Consider the following 13,301-nt stretch of genomic DNA (forward strand, 5'->3'; position numbering starts at 1 on the left):
TCGTCCGATGCGGCGGCCCGGTGCTCAGGACGAACGTGAGTGTCGGACAGGCAGGGTGCCTGCAGAGACGGGGACGACCATGAGCGCACAGTTCGATCCGACCTTCGAGGCGGATCTCGCCTACCGCACGCAGCGGCTGCGCGAGGACTTCCGGCACGACGAGCCCTCGCTGCTGCACTGGTGGCGCGGGCGCCGCCAGCGTCACGACCGCGCGGCGCGGTGACCGCGCCGCCCGACGCCGTCGACGAGAACCCTCTCGTCGGCGGCGTCGTCATGTCCGGCGCGGGCTCCGGTGGTCTATCCGCTGGTCACGTGTCGGTGCACGCTGCGAGGATGGGAGCCGTGCCCCGCCCCTCCTCGCGCGCGCCCTTCGTGGCCCGCGCCGCCGAGCTCGACGCGCTCGCGGCCGCGGTCGAGCGCGCGCGTCGCGGCGAGCCGGGCGTCGTGCTCGTCGGCGCCGACGCCGGGGTCGGCAAGACCCGCCTCCTCACGCGCGCGGCGGAGCTCGCCGCCGGGAGCGGCGCGACCGTCGTCTGGAGCCACTGCGTGGACCTCGGCGAGGTCGGCCTCCCCTATCTCCCCTTCTCCGAGGCCCTCGCGACGCTGCGCTCCCAGCACCCCGCGGTCGACGAGACCGTGGCCGCGCGGCCCGCGCTCGCGCGCCTGCTCGACGCCGGCACACCCGCGGACGACGAGCAGAGCCAGGGCGAGCGCCTCCAGCTCTTCGAGAGCGTCGCGGCCGCGCTCGCCGCGTCGGGGACGGCCGAGGCCCCGCTCGTGCTCGTCGTCGAGGACCTGCACTGGGCGGACCCGTCGAGCCGCGACGTCCTGCGCTTCGTCGTCGCGCGCCTGCGCGCGGAGCACGTGCTCGTCGTCGCGAGCTACCGCGCGGACGACCTGCACCGCCGCCACCCCCTGCGCCCCGTGCTCGCGGAACTCCTGCGGCACCCGCGCGTCGAGCACGTGCAGCTCTCCCCCTTCACGGAGGGGGAGCTGCGCGAGTTCACGACCGCGCTCGCGGGCGCGCCCCTGCTGCCCGATGCCTTCGAGTCCGTGCGGACGCGCTCCGAGGGCAACGCGTACTTCGCCGAGGAGCTCGTCGAGTCGGGCCTCGACGACGAGCTGCCCTGGTCCCTCGCGGACGTCCTGCGCGCCCGCCTGGAGGTGCTCGACCCCGCCGTGCAGCACCTGGTGCGCGTCGCGTCGGTGTCCGGGCGCCAGGTGAGCGAGCCGCTCCTGCGCGCCGCGCTCGCGCGCGACGCCGCGGACGGCGAGGCGGCCACCGGGCGCTCCTTCGACGCGGCGCTGCGCGAGGCGATCGCGCACCACGTCCTCGCGGTCGAGGGCGACGGCGCGCGCGACACGGTCGTGTTCCGCCACGCGCTCCTCGCCGAGGCCGTCGCGTCCGACCTGCTGCCGGGCGAGCGCGTGGGCGTGCACCGCGCGTACCTCGCCGCGCTCGACGACGTCCCGGGGCTCGGGTCCCCCGCGCTGCGCGCCCACCACGCGCTCGCCGCGCACGACCTCCCGGCCGCGCTCACGGCGTCGCGCGCCGCCGCTCGCAAGGCCGCGCGCGTGCTCGCGCCCGCGGAGGAGCTGCGGCACCTCGAGCAGGTGCTCGGGCTGTGGCGGGCCGTGCCCGACGCCGCGGACCTCCTCGGCGAGGACCGCGTCACCGTCGCGCTCGCCGCGGCCGGGGCCGCGAGCCGCGCGGGCGAGCCGGACCGCGCGGTCGCGCTCGCGCGCAAGGTCGTCGAGGGCACCGCGGGCGACCCGATGCGCCAGGCGTCGCTGCGGCACGTCCTGTCGCGGTACCTGCTCGGCACGGAGGAGGTCGAGGAGACCCTCGCCCACACCGAGGCCGCGCTGGCGGTGCTCCCGGAGGAGCCGCCGTCGCTCGACCGCGCGTGGACGCTCGCGATGCGGGCGCGCGCCGCGATGAACGCCGACCTCGACGAGCTCGCCACGGAGGTCGCGGCGCAGGCCCTGGACGTCGCGCACCGGCTCGACGCGCCCGACGTCGAGGCCGACGTGCTCACCACGATGGCGATCCTCGAGGTCGCGGACGACGACCGGGCCGCGGTGCTGCTCGCCCAGGCCCGGGAGCGCGCCGTCGAGGCGGGCGACATCCTCACCGAGCTGCGCTGCTGGTACAACATCGCCGCGAACCGCTACTACGCGGGCCGCATCGACGAGGCGCTGCAGGTGACGGCCGACGGCCTCGACCGGGCGCGCGCGACCGGGCTCGGCTGGAGCGCGTACGGCGTCGAGCTGCGCCTGTTCCGCGACCTCGTGCGCTACGTGCTCGGCGACCTCACGCCCACCGAGACCACGGGCGAGACGATGCCCGAGGGGTCCGCCCCGCAGCTCTCCTGCGTCCAGCTCTACGCGGCCGTGGCGCGCGGCGACGACGACGCGCTCGCCCGCGGCACGGCCCTGCGGCGGGACTGGTTCCGGGACGGGCAGATCGCGCTCATCTCCGGCGGCTGCTCGATCGACGCGCTCACCTGGGCAGGCCGCGACGAGGAGGCGGTCGCGCTGGCCGTCGAGCTCGTGGACCACCTGGGCCGCACGTGGAGCGACTACTTCCTGGGCCGCATCTGGATCTCGGCGCTCGCGCTCGCCGCGCTCGCCGACGCCGCGGACGCGGCGCGCCTCCAGGGTGCGTCGGGCACCGGGCAGGTCGCGGCGCTCGTCGCGCGCGGCGACGAGCTGCTGGAGGCCGCGCGCACGACGGCGGAGCGCGGCCGACCGCGCGGCGGTCGCCTCGGGCCCGAGGGGCGCGCCTGGCTCGCGCGCGCCGCGGCCGAGCACTCGCGCCTCACGGGCGAGGACGACCCGGCCCTGTGGGAGGAGACGATGCGCCTCTTCGACTACGGCTACCGGTACGAGGTCGCGCGCTCGCGCTTCCGGTGGGCCCAGGCGCTGCTCGGCGCGGGCGACCGCAACGCGGCCGAGATCGAGGCGGCGCAGGCGCTCGAGGAGGCCGAGTCGATGGGCGCGGCCCCCCTCGCCGAGGCGGTGCGCGCGCTCGGGCGCCGCGGCCGGCTCGACCTGCCCGGGGTCCGGCGGTCCACGACGGCGGTGCTCACCGAGCGCGAGGAGGAGGTCCTGCTGCTCGTCGCGCAGGGCCTGACGAACCGGCAGATCGGCGAGCGCCTGTTCATCTCGGCGAAGACGGTGAGCGTGCACGTGTCCAACGTCCTGGCCAAGCTCGGCGCGTCCGGGCGGGCCGAGGCCGTCTCGCTCGCGCACCAGCGCGGGCTGCTCGAGGTCTGACGCGTGGGCTTGTCACCGGGTGCGTCGTCAGGGTCGCCGGACGACGGTTCGCCCGGCGTGCTCGTGCTCGTGCGGCACGGGCAGAGCACGTTCAACGCGGGCGACCGCTTCACGGGCCTCCTGGACGTGCCGCTCTCGGACGTCGGGGTCGCGGAGGCCGGGCGCGCGGCCCGGCTGCTCGCGGACGCCGTCGCGCGCGAGCCCGCCCTGGTCCCGCGCCGCGTCGTGACGTCCCCGCTCGTGCGCGCCTCGACGACGGCCGCGATCGTCGCCGACGCGCTGCCCGGCCCGCCCCCGCTCGCCGTCGAGTGGCGCCTCGTCGAGCGTCACTACGGCGCGTTCACGGACAAGCTGCGCGACGTCGTCCGGCGCGACTACGGCGAGGCCGCCTACTGGCGCTACCGCCGCTCCTACCTGCACCGACCACCGCCGCTCGCGGCGGACGACCCCGCGCGCCCGCTCGTCGACGACACGCTGCTGCGCCTGCCCGACGCCGCGCGCGCCGCGCTGCGCCCCGACGCGGAGTCCCTCGCCGACGTCGTCGAACGGCTCCGCCCCTTCTGGGCCGCGACCCGCACGACGCTCGCGCACGGCGAGGCGGTCCTCGTCGTCGGGCACGGCAACTCGCTGCGCGCGCTGTCCGTGCTCGTGGACGACCTCACGCCCGAGGAGGTCCAGGACCTCGACGTGCCCACCGGCCACCCGCTCGTCCACCGCTTCACGGCGGGGCCCGACGCCGCGCTCGTCCCGGAGGTCCGCGGCGGCACCTACCTCGACGCGCACGGCGCCGAGCACGCGCTCGGCGACCTCAGGTCGCGCGGCGGCACCTGAGACGACCCGCGTCCGCCGCGACGCGCCCGCGCGTCCGTGCGCGCCGGTGTCACGACTCGGGCGTGGCGGAGCCGAGGGCCTGGGCCGTGCGCGCCGACGAGATGAGCGACACGTCCAGCAGGCACTGCCGCCAGGCGTCCCCGTCCACGCCCCCGGGGTCGAGGTACCAGCGGTCCGGCAGCATGCCGGTCTCGACTCCGCGGACGTCGAGGCACGTCCTGAGCTCCGACTCGGACGTGTCGCCGGGCGCGGGGGCGGCGGGGAGCAGACGGTCGACGAGCAACCGCGGGATCGCGGGCGACGTCTCGATCGGCACGACCTCCCGGGTCGTCGGGTCGTACGAGGCTCGGCAGCTCGGGTCCGGGTCGGGACCGGTCAGCGGCGAGCCGCACGTCAGCCTCATGAGGCTTCTGTCGTCCTCGAACCTCGTCGAGCTGAGGATCCCGCGGACGTCCGTCGCCGAGCCTGCCTCCGGGCCGAGTGCCGCGACGTTGAGGAAGAGACCTTCCGCCCAGGCGTCGGGGAGACGGTACGTCGGGCCGGTCTCGGCCGGTCCCTCACCGGCCAGGAGCACCCAGGTCTCCATGCGCTCGCGCTCCCACGAGGGGTCCGACCCGGGCGGCGTGTCGGAGTTCGCGACGCTCAGCACCAGTCCCTCGGCGCCGCCCTCGCGCTGGAGCAGGACCAGGTTCTGGAAGCCGTCGTGCACCACGGTTCCCGCCGTGCCCCCCCGACGGAGCGCGGCGAGGTCGTCGTCATCCCCGGCGAGGACGCGCAGCCCCGGAGGCTGCTCGCTCCCCGCGGGCTCGGGACGGTACTCGACGAAGAACCGCTCGCCGTCGCGCCAGGCGCTGAGGCCGAGGTCGAGGACGTACGCTCCGTCCTCGCGCAGGTACGTCGCGGGCTCCTTCACCGCGACGACGCCCGGCGCGACGTCGACGAGCGTGGCCTCCGCCGTGACGACCTCGTACCCGGGCGACCCGGTGACGACCTCGCGTGCGAGGTCGCGGAGCCCGTCCGGGCCGCCCGCCGTCACGACGCCCGTCCCGACGAGCCCCAGCGCGACGACGCCCGCGACGCCGGCGAGCGACCGGCGGCGTTGCACGCCGCGACGGCTGGACCGGAGGACCACGTCGAGGTCGAGCTCGGAGGGCGGGACGGCGTCGTCGGCCGTGCGGCGCAGCCGGGCGAGGAAGTCGTCCTCGGGCGGGGTGGGCACCGGCCTACCGGTCACAGGGCTCATCGGGGTGTCCTTCCGGAGGTCCGGGTGGTCGGGGAGGTCAGGGTGGTCGGGGTCGTCGGTCCGGGAGCGGCGCCGTCGGGCGCGCCGAGGATCGCCCGCAGGCGGGCGAGGCCCCGAGAGGCCGTGGACTTCACGGTGCCGACCGGCATGCCGAGCTCGGCGGCGACCTCGCTCTCGCTGAGGTCGAGCAGGTGCCGCAGGACCACGACGCGACGCTGCTTGACCGGGAGCGTCAGGAGCGCGCGCACGACGGCGTCGCGGTCGTCGACGGAACCCGTCGGCTCCCCGGTGCCGGGACGGCCCGGTCGACGGACGCCCTCCGCCTGCGCGAGCTCGTCCGGCCCGGCGAGCACCTCGCGCCGCGTGCGGCGCCACGTGTCGACGCGGAGGTTGGCCAGCACGCGACGGGCGTAGGCGAGCGGGTCGCGCTCGCGGGCCCGCGACCACGCGCGGTACGTCCGCTCGAGCGCGTGCTGCGTGAGCTCCTCCGCCCGGTGCCGGTCCCCGCAGAGCAGGTACGCCATGCGGTGCAGAGGGTCGCGGGCGTCCCGCATGAACGCCGAGAACTCCTCGTCGCGCGTGCGCCGGGCGACGAGGTCGATCTCGACCACGGACGAGTCGTCGGGCCCGTCGGCCCGACCACCGTCCCGGTCGTCGTCCCGGTCGCGGTCGGCTACGACGTCGAGCAGCAGCTCGAGCCTCCCGGACCGTCCGACGGGTCCGGCCGAACCTGTCGCCGTCACGTCGCCGCCCCTCGCGGGCCGCGCCCGCCGTCGTGTCGTGGTGTCACGAGCGGTACACGCAGCACCCCCGCCCGAGGTTCCCTTCTTCCCGATTTCACCCCGTCCGCGTGCCTGGCTGGCGCGGCTTGCACTGTTTGACCGGCCTCGTCCTGGTGATACTGGCACCATGACCGACGCCCAGGCGATCCACGAGCTCGCGCAGGCGGGGCTCGCCGAGCCGGTGGCGGACGAGTCGTTCGACCGGTTCGCGCGCCTCGTGCGGCGGCAGCTCGGGGTGCCGTCGGCGCTCGTCACGCTCGTCCTCGACGACGAGGCGGTGCTGCCCGGCGCGCTGGGCCTGCCCGAGCCGTACCAGTCCGAGCGTCGCACGCCCCTGAGCCACACGTTCTGCCAGTTCGTCAAGAGCGACGCGCGGCCGCTCGTGGTCGAGGACGCCCGGGTCGTCCCGCACCTCGCGTCGCTCCGTGCGGTCGACGACATCGGCGTCGTGTCCTACGCAGGCTTCCCCATCTTCGACCCGCACGGCCGCGCCGTCGGGTCGCTGTGCGCGTTCGACGGGCGACCGCGGCCGTGGTCCGACGAGGACCTGGCAACCCTGGCGGACCTCGCCTCCGCGTGCACCTCGGAGCTGCGGCTGCGGCTCGCCCGGGCGCGGGCGAAGCGCATGCAGCACGTCGCGCTCGCGGCCAACCGGCGGTCCCGCCTCCTGCTGGAGCTCTCCGAGTCGTTCGCCGCCGCGACGTCGGTGCGCGACGTCGCCGAGCGGCTCTCCGCGGTCGGGGCCGCGATCGGTGCCCGCTACGCGGGCCTCGCGATGCTCGACGCGAGCGGCAACCGCCTCGAGTACACGACTCTCGACCACCTGGAGCCGGGGGTCCCCGCGTCGTTCCGCCGGATGCGGGTCGACGACGACCGCGGCGCCGCGATCGCCGCCCGCACGCGCGAGCCGCTGTTCTTCCCCGACCACGCCCGGTACGCCGCGCGGCTGCCCGAGGCGGCGGCGCTCATCGCGTCCGACGACGTCGAGGCCCGCGCGTTCCTGCCCGTCCTCGTGGGCGAGCGGCTGCTCGGCGTCGTCACCCTGGCCTGGGAGGCGGCGCGCGAGTTCGACGACGACGCGGTCCAGACGAAGACCGCGATCGCCTCGTACGTCGCGCACGCGCTCGACCGCGTCCGGCTCCTGGAGGAGCGGCACCGCGTCGCGACGACGCTCCAGGCCGCGATGCTCACCGAGCTGCCGTCGGTGCGGAGCGCGGAGCTCGCCGCCACCTACGCGTCCGCGACCCGCACCGACCAGGTCGGCGGCGACTGGTACGACGCCGTCGTGCTCGACGACGACGCGTGCGTCCTCATGATCGGGGACGTCACCGGCCACGACATGCGCGCGGCCGCGCAGATGGGCCAGCTGCGCTCCATGCTGCGGACGTTCGCGTGGTGCCAGGACGAGCCGCCCGCCGTCCTGCTCCGGCTCCTGGACCGGGCCAACCGTGGCCTCGCGCTGCACTCGAGCGGCACGGCCGCCGTCGTGCGGCTCGACCGCACCCCGCACGGGTTCGACGTCACGTGGTCGAGCGCCGGGCACCCGTCCCCGCTCGTGCTGCGCGCCGACGGCCGCGTCGAGACGCTCGACGTGCCCCCGGACCTCATGCTCGGCGTCGTCCCGGGCACCACGCGGCACGACCACCACGCGCACCTCGCGCACGGCGACACGCTCCTCCTGTACACCGACGGTCTCGTCGAGCGGCGCGGCACGTCCTACGCCGAGCGGCTCGGCGCCCTGCAGGCCGTCCTCGCCGAGCTCACGACCACCGCGACGTCCGCCCTGCCCGACGCGCTCGTGCGCCGGCTCGTGTCCGACCAGCGCGACGACGTCGCCGTCCTCGCGCTGCGCGTCCGGCACACCGTCGCGCGACCGCCCGGCCCGGGACGGCCGTCCGTCCTGACGCGGCAGGTCGAGCACGCGTCGTCGGCGATCGGGCCCGCCCGCCGCTGGGTGGACGACGTCCTCGAGAGCTGTGACGTCTCCGCGTCGGTCCGCCGCATCGCCATGCTGCTCACGAGCGAGGTGCTGACCAACGCGGTCCAGCACGGCGCGGCCCCGGTCGAGGCGGAGCTCGAGGTCGGGCACCGCGTCCTGCGCGTCGCGGTGCGGGACGGCTCGCCGGCGCTCCCCCGGCTCCGGTCCCCCCACCCGGACGAGACGGGCGGCCGGGGGGTGCAGTTCCTCGAGCGCTGCGCGTCGCGCTGGGGCGTCGACGCGGTCGACGGCGCGCCGGGCAAGACCGTGTGGTTCGAGCTCGACCTGGACGACTGAGCCCGGTCGTCGAGCCCGGGGTCCCTCCCCACCCCGACGCGAGCCCGGGGAGCGACCCCGGGGTCGGCACGGGCTGTGCCGTGTCGGAGGGCAGCGGTAGCGTGTGTGAGGTGGGCCACTCCCCTGGTCCCGCACGGGTGGTCGCGGCATCGCGCGCCCACCCGTAGGCACCCCTCGCGAACGTCGAGACCCTCGAGTCCTGAGAGGCAGCACGATGACCGACCTCGCCACCCCCACGAGCCTCCGCCCGGGAGCCACCGCGCCCGGCGCCGCCCCCCTGCCCGAGCGCGACGACCTCGACGCGGTCCTCGCGGGCCACCGCCGGGAGATCACGGGCTACTGCTACCGCATGCTCGGCTCCTCGTTCGAGGCGGAGGACGCCGTGCAGGAGACGTTCCTGCGCGCGTGGCGCTCCTACGACCGGTTCGAGGGCCGCTCGTCGCTGCGCTCCTGGCTCTACCGCATCGCGACGAACGTGTGCTTCGACGCGCTGGGCGCGCGCAAGCGGCGTGAGCGCCCCATGGGCCTCGGCGGCCCGCAGGCGCCGGAGGCCGAGAACCTCGGCCAGGTGCTCCCGGAGGAGACGTGGGTCGAGCCGGTCCCCGACGACCGCGTGCTGCCGCACGACGGTGACCCGGCGCAGGTCGCGGTGGGCCGCGAGACCATCCGGCTCGCGTTCGTGGCCGCGCTGCAGTTCCTGCCGCCCAAGCAGCGCGCCGTGCTCCTGCTGCGCGAGGTGCTGCGCTGGCAGGCGAGCGAGGTCGCGGAGCTGCTCGACACGTCGGTGGCGTCCGTGAACAGCGCGCTGCAGCGTGCGCGCGCGACCATGGCGGCGCGCGCCCACTGGGACAGCTCGGGGCTCGCAGGCGACGCCGAGCCCGCACCCGCTCCGGTCGCGTCGAACGCGGGGCTCGGCGACGAGGAGAGGCTGCTGCTCGAGCGCTACCTCGACGCGTTCGAGCGCTACGACATGGACGCGCTCGTCGCGATCCTCCACGAGGACGCGACGCTGTCCATGCCGCCGTACCCGCTGTGGATGAAGGGCACGGCGGACATCGTGACCTGGATGACCGGGCCCGGCCACGAGTGCGAGGGGTCCCGCATGGTGCCGGTCGCGGTGAACGGTACGTTCGGGTTCGGCCAGTACCGCCGGGCTGCGGGCGGCGGGCACGAGCCGTGGGCGCTGCAGGTGGTCGAGACCGAGGACGGGCGGGTGACGGCCATCAACGCGTTCCTCGACACGGCCTCGTGGTTTCCGCTGTTCGGCCTCCCCGCGCGCCTCGACGACTGACGGCGCGCGGGGCCGGGCGGTCAGTCGAACGTCTCGAGGAGCGTGCTCCGCTCCGCCTCCGTGAGGTTCGTGGCGACGAGCTTCCCGTGGGTTCCGTGGAACCGTTCGCCGACCCGGTCGAGGTCGCCGTCCTCGGTCACGACGAACAGGGCCGACGAGCCGGGCGTGACACCCTCCCGGATGCGGTTCAGCTGGTCCTTGTCGATCCCCACGGCGGCCATCGCCTTCGTCGACGCGCCGATGGCGGCTCCGGCCGCCGCCCCCAGGACGGGGGCGAAGAAGAGCGAGCCGAGCAGGAGCCCCCAGAACGCGCCCCAGCCGGTGCCGCGCCACTCGTCCTGGTGGCCGTGGCGGGTCGTCGGCTTGGCCGCGCCCTCCGGCCACGTGACCACCGCGGTGTCGACGATGCGGATCGCGTGCTCCGAGGCCGAGTCGTGCAGGATGCGGGACGCGGTGTCCGCGCCCTCGGGAGAGTCGAACTTCCAGACGGTGAACGTGGCCATGGCGCTCCTCCTCGTCAGCCGAGCAGCTTGGCCTTGGCCGCGGCGAACTCGGCGTCGCTCAGCACGCCCGAGGCGTGGAGCTGACCGAGCCGCTCGAGCTGGCCGAGCAGGTCGTCCTGCGCCGGGGCCGCGGCCGGCGCAGGCTGGGCGTACTGGGCCGCGGCCTGCTGGGCCGCCGCCTCGATGCGAGCCTGCTCCTGCGCGGCCTCGGCCTGCTGGGCCTCCCACGACTGCTGGGCACGGTTCGCCTGGCGGCGCTGCACGGCGCCCGCGGTCGCGGACGCGGTGCCCGCGATGACGGCGGTGCGGGCGGCGGTCCCGATGAGCCCGGGACGGCCGATTCGACGGATGGGCATGGGGTTCTCCTGGTTCGGTGGCGGTGTCGGGTGCGCGGTGCGCGGGCGGCTCAGTCCTCGACGAGCGCGAGGTCGGCGACCTCGTTGACGACCTCGGCCGGGATGCGCTCGCTGAGCAGCACGACGCCGTCGGCCGCGCTGGTCGCGGCGATCACGCCGCGGGCCCACGTGTGCTCGACGACGAGGACGAGGGCCGACGTGCCCGGGGCGAGCCCGGCGGCGACGGCGTCGAGGTCCTCCTCGCCCGCGAGGCCGGCGCCCGTGAGCTCGACGTCCGTGATCTCCAGCTCGTCGCCCAGGTCGGTCACCTCGATGACCTCGACGTCGCCGGCGTCGGAGCGGCGGACGACCGCGAGGTCGAGGAGCGTGACGGTGCCCTCCGCGAGCACCTCCAGGACGGAGGCCTGCACCCCCGCGGGGATGCGGTCCGACGGGAAGGCGACCGCGACGATCTCGACGGGGCCGAAGGTGGACGTTGCCATGGGCGATGCTCCCTGGGTCTGTGGTGGACGAGGACGACGGTGCGCGGGCAGGTCACCCGGACCGGGTCTCGGGGCGGGGCGGCTCAGCGTGCGGCGCGCTCGGCCTCGTCGCCGTGGACCACGAGCGCCCACAGGACGAACACGTCGAGCGCGATGGTCACGATCGACCACCAGGGCGTCACCTGGAGGGTCGTGAACTGGGCGATCGCGTTGAGGACGACGAGGACGATGGCGACCATGCGCGCCCAGCCCTTGCCGGAGAGCAGCGCGAAGCCGGTGAGGACGAGCAGCACCCCGATGACGAGGTGGACCCAGCCCCACGTCGAGACGTCGAGCACGACGATGCCCGCGTCGGTCACGCCGACGAGGCTGTTCGGGGAGAAGACGGCGACCAGTCCGCTGATCGCGTTGAAGAAGCCGATCGTCACGAGCACGATCCCCGCGAACCAGACCCACCCGACCCATGCCGAGACCTGCGACGAACGTGCCATGCGAGTCCTCCTGGAGAGCCGACCGTGGCCGGAGCGAGACGAGCGGACGAGCGTGCGCGTCGATGGTGGCACCGGTCGCGGGGTTCGGCATCCGGAAGGCGCGGCGCGCCCGTCGGGCCTGCCGCCGGGGGCGCCGCTAGGTTCGGGGCATGACGACGCCGACCCCCGCCGAGGACCCGTGGTCGGGCGTACCGGACGCCGGGTCACGACCCGTCCAGCACGACTCCCGCCGCCCCCCGCGCTGGGTCCCGCGCGCGCTCGCGATGGGCGTCGTCGCGGTCTTCGTCGGGATCTTCGCGTGGTACGCCCTGGGCCAGCTCAAGGCGCTGGGCGTCAACATCCTCATCGCGTTCTTCGTCGCGCTCGCCCTGGAGCCCATCGTCGTGTGGCTCGTGCGCCACGGCTGGCGGCGGGGCGCCGCGGCGGCGGTGGCCCTCCTCGGCTCGATCGTCGTGATCCTCGTGGTGCTCGCGCTCTTCGGGAACCTGTTCGTCCAGCAGCTCATCCAGCTCGTCCAGTCGCTCCCGGACCTGTACGCGAGCATCCAGGACCTCGTCGCGGAACGGTTCGACGTCGTCATCCCCGACTCCGACGACCTCGTCCGGCAGATCCTCAGCGACTTCGGCGACGACGTCGCGTCCGGCGCCCTCGTCGTCACCACCACGATCGTCGGGGTCATCTTCGCGTCCCTGACGATCATGCTCGTCACCTACTACCTGCTCGCGGCGGGGCCCAAGTTCCGCGCCGCGGTGTGCCGCTGGCTCACGCCGAACCGCCAGGGGGAGGTCCTGCGCCTCTGGGAGATCACGCAGGTCAAGGTCTCCGACTTCATCAACTCGCGCATCGTCCTCGCGGCGCTGTCGAGCGTCTTCACGTTCGTCTTCCTGGTGATCATCCAGACGCCGTACGCGCTCCCCCTCGCGGTGTTCACCGGCGTCGTCTCGCAGTTCGTCCCCACGATCGGCACGTACATCGGCGGCGCGCTGCCCGTCGCGGTCGCGCTCACGTCCCAGGGCCTGCCGCAGGCGCTGGGCGTGCTCGCGTTCATCATCGGTTACCAGCAGCTCGAGAACCTGTACTTCTCGCCCAAGGTCTCCGCCCGCGCGCTGGAGATGAACCCGGCGGTGAGCTTCGTCGTCGTGCTCGCGTTCGGCGCGGTGTTCGGCGCGCTGGGCGCGTTCCTCGCGCTGCCGATCGCCGCGACGATCCAGGCGGTGGCCAACACGTACCTCCAGCGGCACGAGCTCATCGAGTCGCACATGCTGCACGACCCCGGCTCCGAGGGGCACCACCCGCACGGCAGGGGCAAGGGGCGGGACGGCGACGGCGGCACTGCGCGACGCCGCCGCAAGAACCGCGAGGCCGCCCTGGAGGCCGAGCGCACGGTCGACGAGCGGCGCGCCGAGGGCATCGACTGAGACCGGCCGTCCCGCGTGCGGTCCCGGCCGTCGCGACGTGCGAGACGCTGGCCGAGCGCGTCACTGCTCACTGTCATGAACTCGTTGTGCCGCCGTCGTGGCCCAGACGACCAGTGCGCAGCGCGTTCGTGATCTGGCCCCGCAAACGCGTGTGCGACAGCACGTGGAGCGTGCTGCAGCGCGTCGGCAGCGTGCCACGCGCCCCGAGCCATGAGACATGAGACATGAGACATGAGACATGAGACATGAGACGAACCTAGGCCCTGTCCTGCGAATGTTCTTGGCATGTGTCCGGTAATGTCCGGGTTGTGGGTGTGGGGCGTGGTGAGCTGACTGACACGGCGTGGGCG

Annotated in this window: 12 protein-coding genes; 6 read left to right on the forward strand and 6 right to left on the reverse strand. The window is 75.0% G+C overall.

The genetic code is table 11. From position 1 onward, the window contains the following. Positions 1 to 79 precede the first annotated feature (79 nt). From ACFC2L_RS09790 to ACFC2L_RS09800, 3 genes are all read left to right on the forward strand, one after another. Positions 80 to 223: a hypothetical protein gene (locus ACFC2L_RS09790; RefSeq protein WP_375824113.1), complete on the forward strand. Its 144-nt coding sequence runs from the start codon at positions 80 to 82 to the stop codon at positions 221 to 223. Positions 224 to 342: 119 nt separating this feature from the next. Further along, entirely contained in the window at positions 343 to 3,279 is a 2,937-nt protein-coding gene (locus ACFC2L_RS09795) for an AAA family ATPase (RefSeq protein WP_375824115.1), read from the forward strand. A gap of 3 nt (positions 3,280 to 3,282) precedes the next feature. Next, the gene (locus ACFC2L_RS09800) at positions 3,283 to 4,110 is read left to right on the forward strand and encodes a 2,3-bisphosphoglycerate-dependent phosphoglycerate mutase (protein WP_375824116.1); all 828 of its coding nucleotides are present in this window, start codon (positions 3,283 to 3,285) and stop codon (positions 4,108 to 4,110) included. Between the two features lie 49 nt (positions 4,111 to 4,159). Here ACFC2L_RS09800 and ACFC2L_RS09805 read toward each other — a convergent pair whose 3' ends face one another. Together ACFC2L_RS09805 and ACFC2L_RS09810 are read right to left on the reverse strand one after the other, a co-directional pair. Continuing rightward, the gene (locus ACFC2L_RS09805) at positions 4,160 to 5,353 is read right to left on the reverse strand and encodes a hypothetical protein (RefSeq protein WP_375824117.1); all 1,194 of its coding nucleotides are present in this window, start codon (positions 5,351 to 5,353) and stop codon (positions 4,160 to 4,162) included. Continuing rightward, a complete protein-coding gene (locus tag ACFC2L_RS09810; RefSeq protein ID WP_375824118.1) occupies positions 5,350 to 6,096 on the reverse strand; it encodes a SigE family RNA polymerase sigma factor in 747 nt (248 codons plus the stop codon). The genes ACFC2L_RS09805 and ACFC2L_RS09810 overlap by 4 nt, the downstream gene beginning before the upstream one ends. Positions 6,097 to 6,262: 166 nt before the next feature. Here ACFC2L_RS09810 and ACFC2L_RS09815 point away from each other — a divergent pair, with 166 nt between their 5' ends. Next, positions 6,263 to 8,410, forward strand: a complete 2,148-nt coding sequence (locus ACFC2L_RS09815; RefSeq protein ID WP_375824119.1) for a SpoIIE family protein phosphatase — start codon at positions 6,263 to 6,265, stop codon at positions 8,408 to 8,410. A gap of 214 nt (positions 8,411 to 8,624) precedes the next feature. Continuing rightward, positions 8,625 to 9,701: a sigma-70 family RNA polymerase sigma factor gene (locus tag ACFC2L_RS09820; protein WP_375824121.1), complete on the forward strand. Its 1,077-nt coding sequence runs from the start codon at positions 8,625 to 8,627 to the stop codon at positions 9,699 to 9,701. A gap of 20 nt (positions 9,702 to 9,721) precedes the next feature. On the opposite strand, the gene ACFC2L_RS09825 is transcribed toward ACFC2L_RS09820, so the two are convergent. The 4 genes from ACFC2L_RS09825 to ACFC2L_RS09840 all read right to left on the reverse strand — a co-directional run bounded on the left by ACFC2L_RS09825 (position 9,722) and on the right by ACFC2L_RS09840 (position 11,533). Further along, positions 9,722 to 10,204 carry a DUF1269 domain-containing protein gene (locus tag ACFC2L_RS09825; protein WP_375824122.1) on the reverse strand — a complete coding sequence of 161 codons (483 nt, stop codon included), beginning with the start codon at positions 10,202 to 10,204 and terminating at the stop codon, positions 9,722 to 9,724. A gap of 14 nt (positions 10,205 to 10,218) precedes the next feature. After that, positions 10,219 to 10,560, reverse strand: coding sequence for an SHOCT domain-containing protein (locus ACFC2L_RS09830; RefSeq protein ID WP_375824123.1), 342 nt, complete (start codon positions 10,558 to 10,560; stop codon positions 10,219 to 10,221). A gap of 50 nt (positions 10,561 to 10,610) precedes the next feature. Next, a complete protein-coding gene (locus tag ACFC2L_RS09835; protein ID WP_375824124.1) occupies positions 10,611 to 11,042 on the reverse strand; it encodes a DUF6325 family protein in 432 nt (143 codons plus the stop codon). Between the two features lie 83 nt (positions 11,043 to 11,125). Beyond that, a complete protein-coding gene (locus ACFC2L_RS09840; RefSeq protein ID WP_375824125.1) occupies positions 11,126 to 11,533 on the reverse strand; it encodes a hypothetical protein in 408 nt (135 codons plus the stop codon). Positions 11,534 to 11,682: 149 nt separating this feature from the next. Here ACFC2L_RS09840 and ACFC2L_RS09845 point away from each other — a divergent pair, with 149 nt between their 5' ends. Then, positions 11,683 to 12,951: an AI-2E family transporter gene (locus tag ACFC2L_RS09845; protein ID WP_375824126.1), complete on the forward strand. Its 1,269-nt coding sequence runs from the start codon at positions 11,683 to 11,685 to the stop codon at positions 12,949 to 12,951. The last annotated feature ends 350 nt before the right edge of the window (positions 12,952 to 13,301 follow it).

It is taken from the genome of Cellulosimicrobium sp. NPDC055967, from assembly GCF_042269845.1.
Lineage (GTDB): Bacteria > Actinomycetota > Actinomycetes > Actinomycetales > Cellulomonadaceae > Cellulosimicrobium.